Source organism: Halomonas sp. AOP5-B2-8, assembly GCF_052376475.1.
GTDB lineage: Bacteria > Pseudomonadota > Gammaproteobacteria > Pseudomonadales > Halomonadaceae > Vreelandella > Vreelandella casei.
The window spans coordinates 218,160-238,443 of record NZ_JBQSVS010000004.1 but is presented as its reverse complement, the minus strand read 5'-3'; the positions used below and the strand labels follow the sequence as shown (position 1 = coordinate 238,443).

Annotated in this window: 15 protein-coding genes and 1 pseudogene; 7 read left to right on the top strand and 9 right to left on the bottom strand. The window is 55.0% G+C overall.

Annotation, left to right across the window (positions count from 1 at the left end):
- Positions 1–302 precede the first annotated feature (302 nt).
- From ACT3RP_RS11205 to ACT3RP_RS11180, 6 genes are all read left to right on the top strand, one after another.
- On the top strand, positions 303–3,275 hold the full coding sequence (locus ACT3RP_RS11205; protein ID WP_444624909.1) for a TonB-dependent receptor: 2,973 nt from the start codon (positions 303–305) through the stop codon (positions 3,273–3,275).
- 144 nt (positions 3,276–3,419) lie between these two features.
- Positions 3,420–3,989, top strand: a complete 570-nt coding sequence (locus ACT3RP_RS11200; protein WP_441685688.1) for a heme acquisition protein HasA — start codon at positions 3,420–3,422, stop codon at positions 3,987–3,989.
- A gap of 233 nt (positions 3,990–4,222) precedes the next feature.
- Positions 4,223–6,010, top strand: a complete 1,788-nt coding sequence (locus ACT3RP_RS11195; RefSeq protein ID WP_483393794.1) for a type I secretion system permease/ATPase — start codon at positions 4,223–4,225, stop codon at positions 6,008–6,010.
- Positions 6,007–7,371 (top strand): HlyD family type I secretion periplasmic adaptor subunit, encoded by a 1,365-nt coding sequence (locus tag ACT3RP_RS11190; RefSeq protein ID WP_483393793.1) that lies wholly within the window; start codon positions 6,007–6,009, stop codon positions 7,369–7,371. Before ACT3RP_RS11195 ends, ACT3RP_RS11190 begins: the two co-directional genes overlap by 4 nt.
- Positions 7,368–8,732, top strand: a complete 1,365-nt coding sequence (locus tag ACT3RP_RS11185; RefSeq protein ID WP_483393792.1) for a TolC family outer membrane protein — start codon at positions 7,368–7,370, stop codon at positions 8,730–8,732. The genes ACT3RP_RS11190 and ACT3RP_RS11185 overlap by 4 nt, the downstream gene beginning before the upstream one ends.
- A 28-nt stretch (positions 8,733–8,760) precedes the next feature.
- A complete protein-coding gene (locus ACT3RP_RS11180) occupies positions 8,761–9,168 on the top strand; it encodes a YbaN family protein (protein ID WP_483393791.1) in 408 nt (135 codons plus the stop codon).
- A 35-nt stretch (positions 9,169–9,203) separates the two neighbouring features.
- Here ACT3RP_RS11180 and ACT3RP_RS11175 read toward each other — a convergent pair whose 3' ends face one another.
- Genes ACT3RP_RS11175 through ACT3RP_RS11165 form a run of 3 tightly spaced genes read right to left on the bottom strand, consistent with a single transcriptional unit; the run spans position 9,204 to position 12,125 of the window.
- Positions 9,204–10,469, bottom strand: coding sequence for a hydroxymethylglutaryl-CoA reductase, degradative (locus ACT3RP_RS11175; protein WP_483393790.1), 1,266 nt, complete (start codon positions 10,467–10,469; stop codon positions 9,204–9,206).
- A 58-nt stretch (positions 10,470–10,527) separates the two neighbouring features.
- On the bottom strand, positions 10,528–11,889 hold the full coding sequence (locus tag ACT3RP_RS11170; protein ID WP_192535751.1) for a tripartite tricarboxylate transporter permease: 1,362 nt from the start codon (positions 11,887–11,889) through the stop codon (positions 10,528–10,530).
- A 2-nt stretch (positions 11,890–11,891) separates the two neighbouring features.
- Positions 11,892–12,125, bottom strand: coding sequence for a hypothetical protein (locus ACT3RP_RS11165; RefSeq protein ID WP_483393789.1), 234 nt, complete (start codon positions 12,123–12,125; stop codon positions 11,892–11,894).
- 181 nt (positions 12,126–12,306) lie between these two features.
- Here ACT3RP_RS11165 and ACT3RP_RS11160 point away from each other — a divergent pair, with 181 nt between their 5' ends.
- On the top strand, positions 12,307–13,677 hold the full coding sequence (locus tag ACT3RP_RS11160) for an aminotransferase-like domain-containing protein (RefSeq protein ID WP_483393788.1): 1,371 nt from the start codon (positions 12,307–12,309) through the stop codon (positions 13,675–13,677).
- A 163-nt stretch (positions 13,678–13,840) separates the two neighbouring features.
- Here the strand turns inward: ACT3RP_RS11160 and ACT3RP_RS11155 are convergent, their stop codons facing one another.
- The 6 genes and pseudogenes from ACT3RP_RS11155 to ACT3RP_RS11130 all read right to left on the bottom strand — a co-directional run bounded on the left by ACT3RP_RS11155 (position 13,841) and on the right by ACT3RP_RS11130 (position 19,956).
- Positions 13,841–15,289 (bottom strand): alkaline phosphatase family protein, encoded by a 1,449-nt coding sequence (locus ACT3RP_RS11155; RefSeq protein ID WP_444672024.1) that lies wholly within the window; start codon positions 15,287–15,289, stop codon positions 13,841–13,843.
- 237 nt (positions 15,290–15,526) lie between these two features.
- A pseudogene (locus ACT3RP_RS11150) lies at positions 15,527–15,667 on the bottom strand (hypothetical protein); the annotation flags it as partial.
- Between the two features lie 22 nt (positions 15,668–15,689).
- Complete coding sequence (locus ACT3RP_RS11145; protein WP_192535755.1) at positions 15,690–16,838, bottom strand: mandelate racemase/muconate lactonizing enzyme family protein; 1,149 nt, start codon at positions 16,836–16,838, stop codon at positions 15,690–15,692.
- Positions 16,839–17,057: 219 nt separating this feature from the next.
- On the bottom strand, positions 17,058–18,557 hold the full coding sequence (locus ACT3RP_RS11140; RefSeq protein WP_192535756.1) for a tripartite tricarboxylate transporter permease: 1,500 nt from the start codon (positions 18,555–18,557) through the stop codon (positions 17,058–17,060).
- 1 nt (position 18,558) lies between these two features.
- Positions 18,559–18,996 carry a tripartite tricarboxylate transporter TctB family protein gene (locus ACT3RP_RS11135; RefSeq protein ID WP_192535757.1) on the bottom strand — a complete coding sequence of 146 codons (438 nt, stop codon included), beginning with the start codon at positions 18,994–18,996 and terminating at the stop codon, positions 18,559–18,561.
- A gap of 33 nt (positions 18,997–19,029) precedes the next feature.
- Entirely contained in the window at positions 19,030–19,956 is a 927-nt protein-coding gene (locus tag ACT3RP_RS11130) for a Bug family tripartite tricarboxylate transporter substrate binding protein (protein ID WP_192535758.1), read from the bottom strand.
- Between the last annotated feature and the right edge of the window lie 328 nt (positions 19,957–20,284).

The following is a 20,284-nucleotide window of genomic DNA, read 5'->3' as shown; positions in this document are numbered from 1 at the left end:
CAATCACGTTACTAAGCGGATGCCTAGGCACTCTTTACGGACTACTCCATGAATCACATACAGCTTGGTTCTGTCTGCTGTGTGCAGTTTTAGGCGGGGCCCTAATACATAGCATGATGATTGTTATTGCACTGACGATTTCAATAGTGGCTGAGCCTACGTGTGAGCTGGAGCAGCATGAACCACAAAGCTAAAAAAATACTTAACTAAAAACTCATTTTTAGATGAGGGAAACCCTCTCTGCAAACGTTAATGATTATACAAACGATTATTATTAGCATAAAAAAGGGAGCATGACGTCCATGCACTGCAAGGGTTTCCCATTCAAGTCGCTTGCGGCAAGCCTCAAGCCAAACCACCCGCCCACCTTCAGATATGCCGTCACGGCTGTCATGCTCGGCCTGCTCATCAGCCAGGCACATGCCCAGTCATTACCCCCGAACGCCGCCGACGCTGTGCAGCAAAATCCACTACAACAACGTTATACGTTTGATCTTCCTGCTCAGCGCCTGCTCTATTCCTTGGGTGAATTTACAGCCGCAACACAAATCGCTGTAGTGCGCCAAGATGGTGAAGCCATCAATGGCATCGCCCCTGCGCTACAAGGCGAAATGACCGCCGATGAAGCGCTACGTGCCCTTCTGACGGACTCTTCACTAACAATCTCATATCGCAATGGCAGAACCGCCGAGCTGCTGGAGCCAGCAACCTCGCTCACCGTGGGCAACCAAACGGCCTTTAGCACCCTGACCGTATCGGCTGACCGTATAGGTGACGATTGGGTCTATCACGAACCGCGTTCGGTCAGTGTGATCAGCCGCGAGCAGATTGATCGCTTACCGCCACGTCACGCGGCGGACATGTTGCTTGAGACGCCGGGTGTCTACAGCGCAGTAAATACTCAGGACCCGGCGCTTTCGGTCAATATTCGTGGCATGCAGGACTTTGGCCGCGTCAACATGATGATCGATGGTATGCGTCAAAACTTTAACGAGAATGCCCACCAGCAGCGCAATGGCAGCATGTATGTGGACTCCGAGCTGCTGAGCGAAGTGGTCATCGAAAAAGGCCCCAGTTCAAGCATAAACGGTGCAGGCGCCATTGCTGGCAGTGCTAATTTCCGCACCCTTAACTATGACGACATCATCATGGAAGATAATAATGTCGGTGCTCGTATACGAGCCAATACAGGGATAGGCAATGAAGGTAATGGCGTCAATTTTATTGGCAGTGCCGCGATAGCGGGACGTTTTGGAGATCAGCTGGAACTGCTGGCAGCGAGGAGTCGGCGAAGCTTGGGCGAATACTCGCCGGGTCGCCGAAAGGAAAGCTTTGATTGGCTTCTTGTTGGCGTACAAGACGGTATTGAGGGCCGCAATAGTGAGCAGGCTGTCGACCGCGTTAAGTTCAGCGATCAGACCCAGGACTCCAACTTATTCAAGGCTCGATGGCACCTGACACCCGAACAATCGTTGCAGTTCACCTACCTGGATACCGACATTTCCTACAACAACGTCTCCGATCGCCGGATTGTCAACTCCGGCGATGGCAGTGTACTTGACGGCGACGATGCATGGCAGAAACGCGGTGATGCCCAGGCGACGTCACAATCCATCGGGCTGGAATACACCTTCAACCCTGACTCCAACTTGGTTGACCTTGACGCGAGAATTTATCGCGTTTCCACCGATAACGAGCGCTATACCCAGGAGGGGCGTCCGGTGATGGCGGGCGATACCAACATGACGGAAACCGCCTGGAACCTCGGGCTATGCTCAACGCCTTTTCCTGATAGCTGGCGTAAGCAGTGCGAAGCAGGGCTTGGCTCTAATGTCACAACAAGCATCGATACCTATGGCCTAGCCCTAGAAAACACATCAAGGTTCTCATTAGGTGATGTTGAGGGCTTCCGCTTCAATCACGGCATCGAATATTTCCAAGACCGAGGAGACTCCAGTACCGAATATGACCGGCGTGGCAGTACCATCACTACATCCGAAAATACGCTTCAGCCCCGTGGAAAGCGCAGCATCGCCAGCGCCTTCGGCAATTTAGTGTGGGAAAATAACACATGGACACTAGGCGGTGGCCTACGCTACGACTACTACCGTCTCAAGGGCGATACCCGCGTTATGGGAGTGGAATGGTCCTACTTAACCCGTCAGGAAAAGTTTGACCAAAGGTTCGACGAGGCAGCCCAGCAAAGGATGCGTGATGCTGGCACCTATGATCTTATCTTTAATCGTGGTCAGTATGCGCCTGGCTATGACTCGGAGCATGGGCTGTACGCATATGAAGTTAACAATCGCGAGGACAAGCTGCTGCCGACTCTGCAGGCAGCGTATCGACCCTCTAGCTGGTTAGAGCTATTCACGAGCTGGGGTGAATCCTGGCGCCCACCGGCACTGACCGAAGCACTAATGGAGGGCAGCCATCCCAGTGACCCCTTCGCCATCATGTCCCCTAACCCCTACGCAGAGCCCGAGACCTCTCGCAGCTGGGAAGTAGGTTTTAATACCGTGTTTCAGGGATTGCTGACGGACAATGACCGTTTCCTTAGCAAAGTGACCTACTACGACACCCGCGCAGATAACTATCTAATTACCAGCATGGCCAATGCAATGCCCGGCGTAGTGGCGGGTGCTGGGTTGGGTAATACCATGTTCATCAATAACCGCCTTCCCATGAATTTTCGTGGTATCGAGCTGGAACTCGACTACGACGCCAGCAATTGGTACACGCGTCTGAACTACACCCACGTGCTAGGCGGTGACCAAGGTTTCTGCCAGGAAAGATGGCCACTGGGCAGCCATCAACCCCAGTTTGATATGCCTGATAAGGCGGGCAACTATACAGAAGAGCATCAGATGGCGATCGAAAACGGCTACGACTCTTACGAAAGTTTCCTTGACCAACAGATGGTCTGCGCGGTTGGAGGCCAGGCGGCGGGCTATGGCATGAACAGCGCCCGCAATTTGCCAATGGACCGAGGAAGCTGGGTAATCGGCACACGCCTATTCGACGAAAAGCTGGATATGGGTACCCGACTCAACTACAGCGCCGAGGGCAAGCCAGAAGATTTCGAATACGCCATCTGGCCCAGCTACGTTACCTGGGACCTCTACGCAAGCTACCGCTTCAATGACCATCTACTAATGCGAGCCTCCATCGAGAATCTACGTGACCGTAATTACGTCTCAGGATACTCAGATATCTTCTCCCGCACCTATGCGCCAGGTCGTACAGCAATGGCAGGAATAGAGTTGCAGTTCTGATGCTATAGCGGTTGCTGTAGCTGTAGCTGAAGGCTCATATCCCTTTAGGGTATGAGAAGTGGGCATGGCGATAATGCCCGTTAGAGCTCGCCGGATAGGCCGACGAGTCTCTCTTAATCAAGTAAAACGAAAGGAGTATATAAAATGTCTATTTCCTATACTTACGATGAAAACAACTTCCCTGGTGAATTTGCAGTAGGTAGCCTAGAAAGTTTGCTGCTGGCTTTCCAGAGTGACGGTGTCGACGGTGAACACCCTTCTAATACTGGCGGTTTCTACGAAGATGGCAGCCTCTCATCCAATCCTTTCTCTGGTGATACCTATGCGATGGCCCTCAATGGAGGTGACTTCGCCTTCTCGGCAACGGGTGATATCACTTACGACTTCCCCAGCCATACGCTACACGGCACCCTGACTGGGTTGACGCTGGGAGGCGGCCTAAATAGTGATGGCACGGTATCCGATGACTTCATCACTTTTGACTTCAACGCGCCGCTGGATGGTGATCTGGCCGATGGTCGAGAGAATGCGGTCCACGACGTAATTTGGGGCTTAATGAATGGCTCAGTGGAGGGTTGGGACAGCAGCAGCTCAGTTAGCCAGGGCGGCTTGCTAGCAGTACTGGACGATGCTGGTCTGCTTGGCGATGCCATTCCGGCTTCTGCAACCGGCGTTCAAGAGTTCAGCGAATTCGATTTCGCTCTGGCTGCGTGAGCAACGCCATCGCTATAAACAGCTAATAAAAAAGGCAAGGGGAATCCCCTTGCCGCAACGTTCAAACACCGCGTCATGGGCTTTATGCCTTGGCGCGGTGCCTCGGCATTCTCGCCCGATGAGACGAGAAGTCAAGCAGAGACGTGACCAAAGCACTAATGAGAGAACGAATTCGAGACGAACTGCTATGGCGATTCGTTGATTTGTTACGTCTATTTTCAGGGACATAGCCAATGACCCCCTCCCAACGCCAGCCCGGAAACGAACTCTACCGAGCACTCGGCCGCTATCGCGGCACACTGCGCTCGGTAGGGCTGTTCAGTGCGGTTATCAATCTACTGATGCTAGTGCCGCCGCTGTATATGCTGCAGGTCTATGATCGCGTACTGGCTTCCGGCAATACCACCACGCTAGTGATGCTAACCGGCATGGCACTGGGGCTGCTGGCGTTAATGGGCGCCTTGGAGTACATACGCAGTCTGGCAGTCATCCATATTGGCGAACGCTTCGATGAACAGTTGGGGGAGCGGGTTTACGCTGCGGCCTTCGAACGCGGGCTAAGCGGCCAGGCTGCCCAGGCGGGGCAAGCTACACGTGACCTTGACTCGCTGCGCCAATTTATCACCGGCAGTGCGGTATTCGCGTTCTTCGATGCTCCCTGGTTCCCGTTGTATTTGCTGGTGATGTTTATGTTCCACCCCTGGATAGGTTGCCTGGCCCTGGGGGGCGCCGTGCTGCTGGTGGGCTTAGCGTGGCTGAATGAACGGCTTTCCCAGCCGCCGCTGCGTGAAGCGGGTGCGCTTTCTGTACAAGCTAATGCCATGGCGGAAGCACAATTGCGCCATGCCGATGCCATCGAGTCGATGGGTATGCTGTCGGCCTTTACCCGCCGTTGGTCGCATTTTCACGATGGCTTTGTTGCGCTGCAAGGGCTGGCCAGCGAGCGTACCGCCCTGGTCACCGCTATTTCTAAAAGTTTACGCGTCGCGTTGCAGTCACTGGTGTTGGGGTTGGGCGCCTGGCTAGCGATTGGCGGGCAGATCAGCCCTGGCACGATGATCGCGGGTTCTATCCTGATGGGCCGTGCGCTCAGCCCCATTGATCAGGTCATCAATGCCTGGCGGCAGTGGTCATCGACACGGCTGGCTTACCAGCGTTTGGGTAACCTGCTAACAGCACACCCGGCCCGCCAATCAGGCATGGACCTACCTGCCCCGCTGGGCAAGCTTGATGTGCAGTCGGTGAGCGCCATGCCGCCCGGCGGAAAAACACCCACGCTGGTTCAGGTGGGCTTCCAATTGGAAGCAGGCAGTGTGCTCGGTGTTATCGGGCCTTCGGGATCAGGCAAATCTACTCTGGCTAAACTACTGGTGGGCGTTTGGAAGCCGAAGATCGGTACTGTCCGGTTAGATGGTGCCGATATCCAACGTTGGAACAAAGCGTTGCTGGGGCCACATATCGGCTACCTGCCTCAGGATGTCGAACTTTTCGCCGGTAGCGTGGCAGAGAATATCGCCCGTTTCAGCGAACCAGAGCCCAATACAGTCGTCGAGGCCGCCAAAACCGCGGGCGTACACGAACTGATTCTGGCCCTCCCCAATGGCTACGACACCCACTTGGGAGATAGCGGAATCGGCCTTTCGGGCGGGCAGCGCCAGCGTATTGCCTTGGCCAGAGCGCTCTACGGCCCCCCTGCGCTCGTCGTCTTGGACGAACCCAATGCAAGTCTTGATGACGCCGGAGAAAAAGCACTATTGGAAGCGTTGCAGCGATTGCGCGAACACCACGTTACGGTGGTGCTGATCACCCACCGCCCTCAGGTACTCAAAGCTACCTCTCACTTGCTAGTACTACGTGAAGGCCGCCTGCAGAAGCTCGGCCCCACTGAAGAGATCTTGCAAGCCCTGAGCGCTGCCCGCCAAGCGGCGGCACCTGCCAATGGCGCGATGGCCACCCCGTATGCGCAAGGCGCTTATACCTACGGCAATGTTTCCATCAATCGTCAGGAGCAGCGCGCATGACCCTTCGCGATATCTCGCAGGCGCCGCCTGCTGCAAAACCGCATACCTCCACAGCCACACCGGACTGGCAAGCACTCGCCATGCACCGTAAGCGACGACCACTACGCATAGGGAGTTGGCTACTGCTGGGAGGCTTAGCACTGTTTGTGGCTTGGGCAGCCTGGGCACCGCTGGATAATGGTATCGCGGTACCGGCGACAGTGGTCGTCTCCGGCAATCGACAGGCGGTCGAGCATCCAACCGGCGGTATTGTTGAGCGGCTTTGGGTACGTGAGGGAGAACAAGTGGAAGAAGGTCAGCCGCTGATCAGCCTCGATACAGCACGGCTGCAAAACGAGACAAGCGCGTTGCGACTGCAGCGGGCTTCATCATTGGCTGAAACTGCACGCCTGGAAGCGGAACGTGATCACCTTGATACCTTTATCACCCCGGCAGAGCTCGCTAACAGCGGAGATATCGCCATCGAAACACTACTGACCTTACAGCGCCAACTGTTCGCCAGCCGGCGTAATGCGTTGTCAGCCGAACTCTCAGGTATCGACGCTAACCTGGATGGACAGCGAGCAAGGGCGTCGGGCCTTGTATCCTCGCTGGCTCAGCAGCATATTCAGCTGTCAGTCCTGAGAGAGCAGCGCAATAACCTGCGCGAATTGTCGACCGACGGCTATATTCCTCGTAACCGGCTGCTAGAGATTGAAAGTAGCTACGCTCAGCTGCAAGGCGATATTGCTTCGGCCACCGGCACTCTGCAGCAAACTCGACGACAAGTCGATGAATTGCAGTTACGGCACACCCAGCGCAATGAAGAGTCTCTGCGCGACGTGCAGGATCTACTGGCCCAAGCACGCTTACGTACCCAGCAGCTGGCTGCTCAACTCACCAGCATTGAATTCGATCTGGCCGACGCCCAGATACGTGCTCCCCGCTCGGGCACAGTGGTGGGACTGACGCAGCATACCGAAGGCGGTGTCGTTCAACCCGGTGCCCTACTGATGGAAATTGTACCCCGCAGTGAACCCCTCTTAGTCGAGGGACAACTACCCGTTGAACAGATTGATCAAGTTCACCCAGGCCTCCCGGTAGAGCTTGCGTTTACCGCGTTCGAGCGTAGTAGCACACCACGCATACCCGGGACGGTTAGCCACGTTTCTGCTGACAGGCTAATCAATGAACAGACGGGGCTGCCTTATTACCGACTGTATGTAGAGATAGCGGCAGATGAACTCACTCCACTGGGTAATCAACCGCTCAAGGCGGGTATGCCAGTCGAGGCATTTGTACGCACTGGCGAGCGCACGCTGCTCAACTATATGTTCAAGCCGCTGCTGGACCGTGCACGCACAGCCTGGGGGGATGCATGATCCGAACGGCATTACTTCGATATCATACTTGGCTGTTGATAACCTACATCTGCTGGCCTTTCAGCGCGCACGCGCTAGATTTTCGTGAGACCTATGAACTCGCCAAACAGCACAACCCAGGTTGGCTGGCCGCACAGAGTGAAAGTGCAGCTGGGCAACAGGAGCGAGCCCTGGGGCGCTCGGCTTTACTACCCACACTTAGCTATCGCTACTCACGGGGCGAAAACTGGTCGGAAGTGCTGCAGGAAACACAGCGAGGCACAACCACAAGCGATATGAATTACTCCAGCTACTCGTCTGCCTTCACGCTGACGCAACCCTTGCTGGATGCTGCAGCTTTCGCCCGCTATCAAGCAGGCAAGGCACAGGCCGAAGCTGCTGTGCTAACACTTGAACGCGCCCGTCAAGCACTTGCTGTTCAAGTCCTACAGACTTACACCGGGGTGCTTTACGCAAATGACGATATCGAGCTGGCTAAAGCCCACCTACGTGCCCTACAAGAAGAAAATGAACGCAGCCAGCGCTTTATCGATTACGGTGAAGGCACCCGTACTGACCAATTGGAGATTGCCGCTCAGTCACGCTTGGTGGAAGCTCAACTGATCGAAGCCGAAGATCGCTTGAATGACGCCCGCAATGAACTACACGCTCTGACCGGCACAGTAGCACCACCTGCTTCACTCGCCCCACTGCAGGCCGGTCAGCTAGCCCATAATGTGCAAACCACCCAGGAAAACCCAGTGCTATCTCTGGAACACTGGCACGAACTTACGCTCGCCCATAATCCTGAACTAGCCGCACAGCGCAGTCTATTGGAAGCAGCACGGCACCAATTGCATCAGCAGCGTGCCGGACATCTGCCGAGTGTGCGCTTGTACGCGCGAAGCCAGATATCCGACTCCAATTCAGAAAATATGATTGGGCAACGTTACGACACCGACAGCATTGGCGTTGAGGTTAATCTACCGCTCTATTCAGGCGGCCGGGTTGTCGCTGCTAGCCGCCAGGCAGATAATACCTATGAACAGACGCGTCACGAGCTAGATGCCGCAACAGTAGCGCTACGCAATGATGTTGAACGCCAATACCGTCTAACCCGTAGCAGCCAACAACGCATTGAGGCCTATCAACATACTGTTACCGCTGCGACGGCACGCCTGGAAGCTACGCGTAAAAGCATTCTCGGCGGTGAGCGAACCAATCTGGATGTGCTAAACGCCGAACGTGGACGTTTCGAGGCACTGCGCGATCTATCCCGCGCTCGCTATGATTATCTGTTGGCTTGGTTAACACTACGCTGGCAGGCTGGCGTTCTGGATAATGATGATATTGACCAGATCGCGGGATATTTCGCGCCATGAAAAAAGGTTATAAACGAAGGAGCCTGAGGTGACGCCAAAGCGCTTCCAAAGAAAAGCCTCAATGCTAGTACGCGGACTGTGGGTAGCGATCGCAGCGCTGAGTTTTAGTATCGGTGTACTGGGCATTTTTTTGCCCTTACTTCCCACCACCGTGTTCATGCTGATCGCCGTTTACTGCGCTTCTAAAGGCTCGCCACGTTTTGAGGCATGGATCCGATCAAGGCACTATGTTGGCCCGCTACTGGTTACCTGGGAGCAAGAGCGCGCTATTCCACGGCGCGCAAAGCTGGCAGCCGTTAGCATGATTGCATTGAGCGGGCTAATCACCGTCTGGACTCTTGGCCCTGGCTGGCGGAGCTTGGCCATTATCGTGCTACTAATAATAGTGGCGGTGTGGCTGGCAACCCGGCCGGAACCATCTTCTTGCCCGAAGTAAGCTGCTTTCGGGTTGCATTAAATGGATTAATCCCGCTATTTCTTCTTTCTGCGTAGCTGTACTAATGCCTCCTGCGCTAAATCAACACGTACGCTCCCTCCCCTCACCAATGCCTCAGCCACTCGTGCAATCTCTTCACCTTCAGCTCCCGCCATTAACGCGATATTTTTAGCATGCAGCGCCATATGTCCTTTTTGAATACCGGTCGTGGCTAACGCTTTTAACGCTGCAAAGTTCTGCGCTAACCCGACGGATACGATGATGCGTGCTAATCGATCAGCGCTCTTAACGCCTAAAATATCGAGGCATCGACGAGCGGTAGGGTGCGCCCGTGTGGCACCACCCACCAAACCCACGGGCATCGGCATTTCAAGGGTGCCCGTCAGGTTGCCATCACGATCTTTCTCCCAGTGGGTAAGGGAGCGATACCGCCCAGTCCGAGCGGCATAGGCATGAGCACCCGCTTCAACTGCACGCGTATCATTACCCGTCGCCAACACCACAGCACTCACCCCGTTCATCACTCCCTTATTATGAGTAGCCGCTCGATAAGGGTCCAAATCAGCGAAACGATAGGCCGCCAGAATTCCATCACGTACCGATGCTCCGCCTATGTGGTCAATATGCCAGGTCGCCCTGACTCTTGCTAAACGGCGATCAGCTAAATTCGATAGGATACGCAGTCGGCTCTCTCCTCCCGACCACTCTGCCAAAGAAGGAGCGACAGCTTCAGCCATGGAGTTGACTGCATTAGCCCCCATCGCGTCACGCACGTCCACCAACAGGTGGACAATCACCATGCCATCAAGTACACGAACTTCTAAATCGCGAAAGCCACCACCATGCTCTAAAAGTACGGGGTCCGTCGCGTCACAAATCCGCTTAATTTCATCGCGGGCATCCAGCAAACGTAACCTAACAAACTCTGGATTAGCTACTCCAATAAGTTGCACCTGAGCAATCATAATGGGGGACGACGTATCCGTATAAAAACCACCTGAATCACGACACTGCCTCGCTGCATTACAAACCGCGGCAACGACAGATGACTCTTCCGTCGCCATGGGAACCAGCGGCTCTTCCCCATCAATGATCAAGTTAGTTGCAACACCAATAGGTATATTTAAGGTGCCGATGACATTCTCAATCATACTATCGGCTGTTTCTGCTGGCAGGTTCCCGGTGTCCGCTAAATGCGCCTCGCCGGCAGCATCAAGGCCACTCATATCGGCAACGATACGCAGCCGCTCTCGGGGTGAAAGTTGATAAAACCCTGGAATTCTCGATGTGCTCGTCGTCATAACCGTTACCTAAACTTGGATAAAGTATCGCGGTGGTGAGATATGTCCATTTGAGCGGTCAGGCCAACCAGCCCATGAGCCAAGGAGCAGCGTACAGCGTCATAAATTGTACGCCATAGTTCACACCCCAGCGGTTCAAAAGACCGGCAACAAGCGCTAATACCCCTACACCTAAAATCCCCATAACGCCTGCGTCCATAAATGCCAGAAGCATAACGAGCGAGAAGAACATCGCGAGAAAAGCCTCGTGAGGAATCCGCTGGAAAACAAATACGCATATATGTCGGGCATAGCGCACGGCAATGGGATAAGTAATCAGCAGCGCTACACTGGCCCCCAAAATACTGGCCACCGCGATTTCACTAAAACTCATCAAATGGTGAGCATTCTGTTCTAACGTCAGCACTGGCGGTGCATTAAAGAATGCATTGCCAGGACCAATTGCCATTGGACTCATGGGAATGCCGAGCGCGGCGAGGGGTATTAAAATACCCGCGATATAAGCGGCATTAGTGACCGCATCCATTGAGGAAAGCGCACGGCTGGCTTTTTCTACCGTTCCCTTGACCCAACTCGACATCACCTCACCCAGAAAAATCGTTATACCGACGGGGCTCATAAAGAAAGTGACCGACCCCAGCACCGAACTGGCTGTCGCTGAAACTGCTTCTTGCCGAGTCAAAATTCGAAAAGGATTGGGAAAGCGACCAGTGTCGTTGCTGTTATCAGTGGCATAGATTTTTATTGTTTTAGGCTCATGAACCGTCATTTTGCGGCGCTCTTCACGCACAGTCAGCTGCGCCAGATTAAAGATCATCGGGCCAATAGTGATGCCTAAAAAGAACGAGATGAAAACTACTTGGCCTTCAGGAATAACCCCCATGCCCCAATAAAAGTGGCGTAGCGCTTGGATCAGTGCAGCCAATATGACAATGCTGATGAGGCTGATCACTTTTTCACGGCTCATTAGCGCTAAAAATACGGCGCCGACAAAAAAGATCTGGCTGGCGTACTGACTCAATACATCCGCCAAAGGCGTCAGCAAAAATGCCAACAACAAACTCACGGGGATGGCGACAAGGGTTCCAATGACCGAGCCCGATGCCATTTTGCGAATTGCTAACGTAGCGTGACCTTCCCGCTTGAGGATCATTGCGTGCTCGACCATCGGCGCTGACATTACGCCACCCGGTATCCCTGCCACCGAAACAGGTATCGAATCCGTCAGCTTCTTTGCCACAATAGCGGCCATAAAAAAAGCCAGCACGACAGGAAGAGGAATTCCCGCAACCACTAGTGCCAGCGTCACGGGGGCAAGCACCGCCGTTTCATCGGTGCCCGGTGCAACACCAATGGCGGTATAGACCACTACACCGATCAAAGCGGCAATTAACATCTGCAGAAGCAATATGACATCCATTTTCACGCCTCCTTTTCAATATCGAGACGGCGCTTAGGGCGTAAAACAATAGCGTTAATAGTAAAGCCTAAGAGAGCTCCACATAAGCCAACGATTAGGGGCATCGGCGCTGGCCACGGCGTATAAATAAAACCGCCTAGTGTCAGCGGGGTAGAAATAGCTAATGCAATGATCAGGTCTTTTCCCGTCACCGTATCATCCCAAACGGTTAAGTAAGAGGTTTCTTTATGAGGCATGCAGGTACTCCAAAGACATCATTATTGGTTTTTTTATGCCCAGGTTGGCGGCCTATAGCTTGTGTAAATATAGGCCGCTGAGTAAGGTACACTTATACGAATTGTATGAAGTACTGTACCCATCAAACAATAGATACAGTTTAACCTTCATTCACAGTTCAGCCTTCTTTGAGTGCCATCGATGTCCAAATCTCGCCAGGTAGCCACCGCCCTGCTAAAAGCCATCGATGATGGCCGTCTCTCACCGGGTACGCGAGTGGCCTCCATTAGAGAAGCTGCCCAACAGTTTGGCGTCTCGAAAAACACCGTCATTGATGCTTACGACCAGTTAGTCGCGCTCGGCCATCTGTATGCACGCCAAGGCGCGGGCTTTTTCGTATCACGCCCGCTACCGTCTGCAATGGAAGAGACAACGGCCGACCTCTCAGAAGCGGTCGACAGCGTGTCACTACTACGCGAACAGTTAGTGGGCAACTTTGGGGTGCGCGCGGGTGATGGCAGGGCTCCAGCTAGCTGGATGGGAGGTACGGAACTAACGCGCCTGATCAGGCGCAACGCCGGTCTCAATGGCATTAACGATATTGAATACGGTGTACCTCAAGGCTATTCCCCTTTGCGTGAGACCTTAGCTATGGCAATGGCTGGACGTTCGATTCACGCCTCTCACGATCAGGTCATGATGACCTTTGGTGCTAACCACGCCTTCGATCTCATTATTCGTCACTTCGTGGCTGCTGGCGAAAGCGTTCTGGTTGAAACGCCCGGCTATTACCCACTTTTTGGGAAACTTCGCCTAGCTAAAGCAAAACTTGTTGGCGTCCCACGTACAGCGGATGGACCTGATTTAGAGGAGTTTGAGAGAAAGGTAAAACACTATAGGCCACGGCTTTTTTTCTTGCAGCCCAACGCGCATAACCCCACTGGCAGTACTATGTCACTCAACAACATGCATCGGTTATTGAAGCTCGCTGATCACTATGGTGTAACGCTAGTGGAAGATGATGTATTCGCAGACATTCTTCCCAAAGGTAGCGCTCACCTCGCGGCTCTTGATGGGTTAGAAAGAGTTATTTATGTAGGTACATTTTCTAAAACGCTTTCCACAGGCTTACGCTGTGGCTACGTGGCAGGCAGTCGCTCAATCGTTAGAGCATTAGTCGATATTAAGATGCTCACTGTTGTGAACACCTCGACGTTCAATGAAATGGTTATACATGATCTGCTAATCAGAGGTCGCTATCGACGCCACCTTGCACAACTTCGCGAGCGGGTTGCCAAAGCCAGCGCGACTGCTTTGCGTGCTTTACAGCAAATAGGGGTCGACGATGTGAGTGGCCCAGGCGGGGGTTACTATTTATGGGCCAAACTGCCAACACATATCAATACAACGGAGTTGGCTAAAAAAGCGTCAGAGAAAGGTATCTTTATTGCACCTGGCGCCATTTTCTCACTACGCCCAGACAGTACCGATGCCAATTCCATGCGCATTAATATTGCCCACGCCAACGATCACCGTTTTTTGGACTTTATTCACACTGCTGTTAATCGCTAGCTACGGATATTCTCTACGTGAGAGACAATACTTCTCCGTTTGGGTATTTCATCCATGTGCTGCCTAGATAGCCACGGCCATTCAGCTTTTTAAAACAGCACCTTATGATCATCGTAAAAACATGGCATTAACTACTCTCTCAGAGTTTTTCTGCATCGCACGTTTAGGTAAGCTCAGTCGTGCCGTATCTAATATCTTCGCTTACGCTTAATAACGCCTCTAGCGGCTTTCCATCCAGCGAGTCGGTGGAAAGCCTCAGCAGATGGGCGAAGGTAGCTCCCGCACTATCCATACGCTGGATACCTCGGGTGGTATTGAACGCAAGCTCGACCCCCGAGCGAACGCCGGCGCCATGGAAAATCGCCAGGCCATGGTTGGAGGCGAACGCGGTACTTGCCGTGGGTACCTGGGGGCCGTGGTTGGCACCGGGTGTCGAGAGTTCAGCGACGGTGTCACCGCGTTGATTGGTGCCCCAGACAAAACCCGGCGCGTAGGCGAACAGTACGTCACCCATGTTGTCGCCCCAGTAGCCCAGCACGCTGGCGTCCTGTTTCTTGACCGCCAGCGCTACCACGTTGCGCTCGCCCGTGTCGGTGTCAACATACCAGGTGGTCAACGCCTTGAGAATTTGCGTCTGTACACGGGGAATTTCATCACCGGCAACGAGATCACGATTGACGAAAATCTCCAGACCGCCACGCTCATCCTTGAGAAACGCTTGGCTGCGCGCCGAGTTGGGTCGGCCCTGATCGTCGCTTGCGCACAGGCCGAACTCGGCCAATCGCCTGTGAATATCACACAGATGACTGTTGGGTACATCCCCATGGTCGGAGGCCAATACGACGACGGTGTCTTCATCCCGCCCCGCCAACGCCCGGCCCACAGCATCATCGAGAATTCGATAGGACTCACGGATGACGTCCAGATAGCGGGAGTGATCATCCTGCTGATAAAACTTCGATTCGGGATCGCACTGCGCGAGACAGGTGTGATGGGTTTCATCGTTGAGACGAAAGACCGTGGCGAATAGCTGAAAGCCTTCGTTGTTGAGTAGCGTCAGGGCGCTGTCGACCAGCCATTCGAGCTGATAGCGCCCTTCCTCGAAACTGGTCTCGAAATAGCGGCTATCGGGGTCGGCGGAGACCGTCCATTTGGAAATAAAGGGGCCATGACGTTCGATTAATCGCTGGGCGATCTCGGGCTGCCCACTCTCCGCGGCTGGTGCGGTCACCTGTGACTGGAGCAGATCCAGCTTGCCGTTCGTCGGATCAAAAGCGAGTAACTTGAAGCGTACCTGTGCGGCCTTGCCATCGATGTTTACCGCCATCCAGTCGCTCCATTCCTCAACTCCCAGATTGGCTTCGCTCAGGCCCGACTCTCCCGTGCCCAACGTTAGGTCCACGCGATCACCTTTCGGGCTCAGCTCAACAGGAATCGGCTCGCCTTTATGCACAGGGATGGAGGCCAGATATCCATCGCCTCGGCGTTCGATGCCAAAACGATTATGCTTCTGATGATGCGCCAGCGTGCCGGTTGGTGGCCACCCCAGCGCTTCGCTCTGGGGTGTGGTTTGCCACTGATCGAGATGAGTGCTGTGAAGGCAACCTGGCACGAGCTCCATGGGTGCCGGGCCGCTGCCGCTCCAGAACGGCGCGAAGCAGAGATCATCCGCGCCAGCCGGCTTGAGGCTCTCGGGAAAATGAACCAGCGCGGCACGTTGCCCGGCCTCCTGCATAAGCTCCAGCAGATGCCGGGTACCACTGGGCGATTGGCGCTGGCCAACCCAACTGGTGCCCGGCGCCTGGCCGGTCAGAAAGCTGACGAAGTTGGTATCACCCCAGGTCGAGATGTACGGCAGCAGGCGAGTGCTACCGCCCGTTTCGCGCAGACGCTGGATGTTCGGCAGCACGCCCTCGGCGCAGAAACGCTCGACGAGCTCGGGGATCAGTCCGTCGACACCCAGCAGCAAGATCTTGGAGTTCTGACTCATGACATTCTCCTGTGAGCGCAGATTATTGGATTCTGTAGCGATCGATTATCGCCCGATCAATTTCAATACCCAGGCCAGGCTTGTCGAGCACGTCGACACAGCCGTTGGCGTTGAGCTGGAACTCGCCGCCGATCAGTTCCTGACGGAACGGATGCGCCGATTGGTCATATTCGAGCATTGGCTCGTCCGGGGTCAGCGAGAGCGGCTGCGGCGGCAGGCTGGCGATAAACTGAACCGCAGCGGCAAGGCCGACGCCTGATCCCCATACATGGGGAACCAACGGTACATGCCAGGCCTGCGCCATGGCGGCGATTTTCTGGCACTCGGTGAGCCCGCCGGCAGCGCCGAGATCCGGCTGGATTACGTCCAGCAGCCCCTCGCTGATCAAGTCGCGATAGCCGATCTTGGAATACTCGTTTTCACCGGCGGCAATCCAGGTGCGAGAAATCCCCTTGAGCTCACGATAGCCATGACGGTTTTCCGGGCTCAGCGGCTCCTCGAACAGATGCACGCGAGTCTCTTCCAGTTCCATCAGAATGCGCCTCGCCGCTGGCACGCTATAGGCGCAGTTGGCATCCATCATCAGCGCCACGTCATCGCCTACCGCTTCACGCACCGCGCGCATATCGCGGATATCCGCATCAATGCCGAAACCGGTTTTGAGCTTCATCGCCCGGTAACCGTTGGCCTGATGGCGCAGCGCCTCTTCGACCACTTCCTCGGGATATTTTCCGCCCTCACGGCGATAGAACCCCGTCGCGTAGGGGCGAATCTCCTTGCGAAATGCACCGCCCATCAGGCGATGAATGGGCTGGTTCAGCGCCTTGCCGGTCAAATCCCAAAGCGCGATATCGATCGCCGCAATACCGAACAATGCCGCGCCCTTCTGCCCGAAGGGCCGGGTCTGGTTGTACATCGTCTCCCACAATACTTCACGGTCGAAGACCGAGCGCCCGATCACCAGCGGTTTGAGCGCATGCTCAACCATCGCCTGGGCAACCTGCGGCGGCTGAAGACCGTGATTGACGCACTCTCCCCAGCCCACCAGGCCATCTTCGGTGTGAATTTCCACCAGCATGGCGGTGCGTTGATGCACCCACCCCTGGGAGAATGAGAACGGCTGCTCCAACGGCGCGGCCAGCACATGGGTCTTGATGTCGGTAATAATCATGATGAATCGCTCCAACGGGGAGTCGGGGTTCAGGCACCGACTTTACTAACGGACAACCGGAACCGTTGCACGCTTGCAGCGAGCGGTGCGGTTAAGAAGAAAAATGAGAGCTGTATGAGCATGGCTTTCCCTTTTGCGGCTTGAAAACTCGCATGGTGTTGTCGTTAAGGCTGCTTGGGCATCCTGCCCGGTTAGCAGCTCTAGCGTCTGGGAGCATCCTCAAGCTTTGCCACGTCGTTCTTTTCCACGCCATTCGGCAAAAGCAGACCACAGCGTCCAAATCACGAACAGCGCGATCAGCACGAATAGTCCGGTGGCGATGGTGCTATGCGTGAAAAAGGCGAAGAAGTCACCGCGCGAAATCAGCAGACCCCGGCGCAGAGAACTTTCGAGCTGCGGCCCCAGCACCATGCCGATTACCAGCGGGGCCAGCGGATAGCCGCCGCGACGTAGGGCGTAGGCGAGAATGCCGGTCACTGCCATGACGATCAGATCCAGCGGATTGCCGCGCACCGAGACGGCACCAATGAAGCTGAACATCACGATGCCGCCCATGATGTAGCCCGCCGGCAGCTTGAACAGATAGCGGAACAGACCAACCGAAGGTTTGCTCAGAATCAGCATGGCCACGTTGACCAGAATCAGCACCACAAACAGCGCGTAAACGGTCTGTGCCTGATCGGTCATTAACCGCACGCCTGGCGTGATGCCGTGGATCACCATCGCACCCATCATCATCGCCGTGACCACATCGCCAGGAATGCCAAGCGCCAGCGTGGGAATGAACGAACTGCCGGTCACCGCGTTATTGGAAGACTCCGAGGCAATGATGCCATCCGGCTCCCCCTTGCCCAGATTGGCCCGACGTGGAGAGAGCTTTTGAGCGGCGGCATAGCTGATGAAGGCCGCAGCGGCGGCGCCAGTCCCAGGTAAGGCACCGATGAAGCTGCCAATGAACGAGCCACGCAACAGCTCGACCAGGCGGTGTACGATTTGAGGCAGCGTAGGGAATCGCAGTTTGGCTTCGGGTATTTGGGCGGCTTCGTCGTCGCGATCGGCAAAGCGTATGAACACTTCCGACAGCGCAAAGACACCGACCACCACGGGAATCAGCGTTAGCCCGGAGCTGAGCGCGTATTGGCCAAAGGTGAAGCGGTCGACCCCGGTAATCGGATCGCTGCCGACCATGGAGAAGAAAAAACCCATCATCCCGCAGAGCAGGCCCTTGAGCGTGCTGCCCTTTGAAACACCGACGATGCATAGCATGGCCAGACACACCAGCGCGAACACCTCGATGGAGCCGAAGTTGACCGCGAATTTGGCCAGCTGCGGCGCGCAAAAGATCAACAGCACGCAGGAGAGCACGCCGCCGAAGAACGATGCGAACGTCGCCCAGCCCAGCGCTTCGTCGACGCGACCCTGCTGGGTCATCGGGTAGCCATCGAAGGTGGTCGCCGCCGACTGTGGCGTGCCCGGCGTATTGATCAAGATCGCGGTAATCGACCCACCGTAGACCGAGCCACAGTAGACACCGATCAGCAACGCCATGCTGGTGATGACGTCCATGCCGAAAGTGAACGGCAAAAAGATCGTCAGCCCGACCACGGAGCCCAGACCGGGCAAACCACCAATGATGATGCCCGCCCAGGTGCCGATCACAATGGCCAGCAGCGCTTGCCAGGTAAAGGCATCGCCCATGGCCGCCAGAATCATATCCATCTCAAATTGCCCCGCTAGTCAACATGGCCGGAAGCCGGATCAGCAGTACGTGGTGGAACAAAAACCACAACCCACCGGCGATCACCAATGTGCCCAATACCAGCGGTAAGGGCCGGCGGATGCGAAACAGCCATAGCGTCAAAGCGACCACAGGCAACGCCGAAATCACAAAACCCAGCCATGCCGTGGCGATGGCCGACGTCAGGACGGCGGCCATCAATAGCAGCAACGGCGAAAATGTCATTGTTTCTACCGACAGCCGGCTTACGACCTCCCCGATTAATACGAATAGGGCCACCGTGCACCACAGCGCCAGCACGATCCGCGGCATCAGCATGGCATCCGCCGGCCCCTGCCAAGCACTGATCGACAGCGCACAGCCGGCTATCAGCAGCACCAGTGCGATCAGCACACGGGGTTGAAACAACGTTGCAGGCATAGAGTGCTCCTTGAAATGGATCGGCTATCGAGATCACTGAACCAGTCCGGCATCCTCGAGAACCTGTTTGTTGGCCTCAAAGCGTTGCTGCACGAAAGCTTTGAACTCGTCTGGCCCGAGATAAGCGATGCCGGCCTTGGCCCGATCGGCAAAGGTCATGAAGTGCTCGGACTCCAGTGTCGCCTTGCAAGCATCGGCATACTGTTGGGCTCGCTCATCGGAAATGCCCTTCGGCGCCACGATGCCCTGCCAGACAGCAAAGTCCATCTCCGGCAGGCCAAGCTCGGCCATGGTTGGCACGTCTGGATACCCTTCAACTCGCTGTTCAGCGAATACCGCTAGCGGTCGCAGATCGTAGCTCTCGAGAATGGTCTCGGTATCGGCAATGACTTGAATTTCGTTGCCCGCCAGCGCGTTCATCGCCGGCCCGGAGCCACTGTAAGGCACGTGCTCCGCTTGCAGATCGCTATTGACGACCAGTGCCGCCATGGCCAGGTGCGGCAGCGTGCCGGGACCGGATGAACCATACAGGAAGGGATATTCCTGGGAACCCTCGACCAGCTGTTCGAAAGACTCGACGTCCGACGATGGCGAAACCATCAGGAACATCGGGTTGGAAACGGTGCGGCAGATGTAAGTGAAGTCATCCGGCCCGTAGGGCAGCACTTTCATCGACGGCTGAATCGACAGCGCGCCGGCTGGCTCATAGCCGATGATATTGGGATTGCCTTCGCTATTAGCCACTTCGGCAGTTCCCACTGTAGCGCTGGCTCCTGCCACGTTGCGCACGACAGAGGTCACACCCAGCTGCTGGGAAAATATTGGCTCGAAGCTACGTGCCACGATGTCGGTGGCACCGCCGGCGGCGAATGGAACAATTATATCTAATGTTTGGGCTTGAACGGTTTGAGAGGCTCCAACGAACATCAGCAGAGTCAAAGAATGGCGTATGGATTTCATTTTTTCTCCTTTTCGTATCGCTACGAAATTGTATTTTTTTCTGGAGCATCAACTATCTTAAAGTCTAGGATTAAATATTTGTTATTAACTCGTTATAATCGTAGCGCTACGATTCAAATCCTAACGCTACAGTGAGAAGAGTCAATACTATTCGACCCATTCTTTAGTCGAATAGCTAGCCAGCTTTGGACAACCACAGGTCAGCGTTAATACTGCTATTGATACGTTCTCTTTGGTGTGAGGTACCATGCGAGGGCTGGCAAAACGAATTCAATGAGCTGTTTTACAAAGAAAACGGGAAGAGAGGATAGTGAGAAAGCGCAGACAA

What these genes read in the sequence shown, in the direction of transcription:
- ACT3RP_RS11175 (WP_483393790.1), bottom strand. Translation starts at nt 10,469, where the DNA reads ATGACGACGAGCACATCGAGAATTCCAGGGTTTTATCAACTTTCACCC.
- ACT3RP_RS11165 (WP_483393789.1), bottom strand. Translation starts at nt 12,125, where the DNA reads ATGCCTCATAAAGAAACCTCTTACTTAACCGTTTGGGATGATACGGTG.
- ACT3RP_RS11145 (WP_192535755.1), bottom strand. Translation starts at nt 16,838, where the DNA reads ATGATTATTACCGACATCAAGACCCATGTGCTGGCCGCGCCGTTGGAG.
- ACT3RP_RS11185 (WP_483393792.1), top strand. Translation starts at nt 7,368, where the DNA reads ATGATCCGAACGGCATTACTTCGATATCATACTTGGCTGTTGATAACC.
- ACT3RP_RS11130 (WP_192535758.1), bottom strand. Translation starts at nt 19,956, where the DNA reads ATGAAATCCATACGCCATTCTTTGACTCTGCTGATGTTCGTTGGAGCC.
- ACT3RP_RS11160 (WP_483393788.1), top strand. Translation starts at nt 12,307, where the DNA reads ATGTCCAAATCTCGCCAGGTAGCCACCGCCCTGCTAAAAGCCATCGAT.
- ACT3RP_RS11195 (WP_483393794.1), top strand. Translation starts at nt 4,223, where the DNA reads ATGACCCCCTCCCAACGCCAGCCCGGAAACGAACTCTACCGAGCACTC.
- ACT3RP_RS11140 (WP_192535756.1), bottom strand. Translation starts at nt 18,557, where the DNA reads ATGGATATGATTCTGGCGGCCATGGGCGATGCCTTTACCTGGCAAGCG.
- ACT3RP_RS11190 (WP_483393793.1), top strand. Translation starts at nt 6,007, where the DNA reads ATGACCCTTCGCGATATCTCGCAGGCGCCGCCTGCTGCAAAACCGCAT.
- ACT3RP_RS11170 (WP_192535751.1), bottom strand. Translation starts at nt 11,889, where the DNA reads ATGGATGTCATATTGCTTCTGCAGATGTTAATTGCCGCTTTGATCGGT.
- ACT3RP_RS11205 (WP_444624909.1), top strand. Translation starts at nt 303, where the DNA reads ATGCACTGCAAGGGTTTCCCATTCAAGTCGCTTGCGGCAAGCCTCAAG.
- ACT3RP_RS11200 (WP_441685688.1), top strand. Translation starts at nt 3,420, where the DNA reads ATGTCTATTTCCTATACTTACGATGAAAACAACTTCCCTGGTGAATTT.
- ACT3RP_RS11135 (WP_192535757.1), bottom strand. Translation starts at nt 18,996, where the DNA reads ATGCCTGCAACGTTGTTTCAACCCCGTGTGCTGATCGCACTGGTGCTG.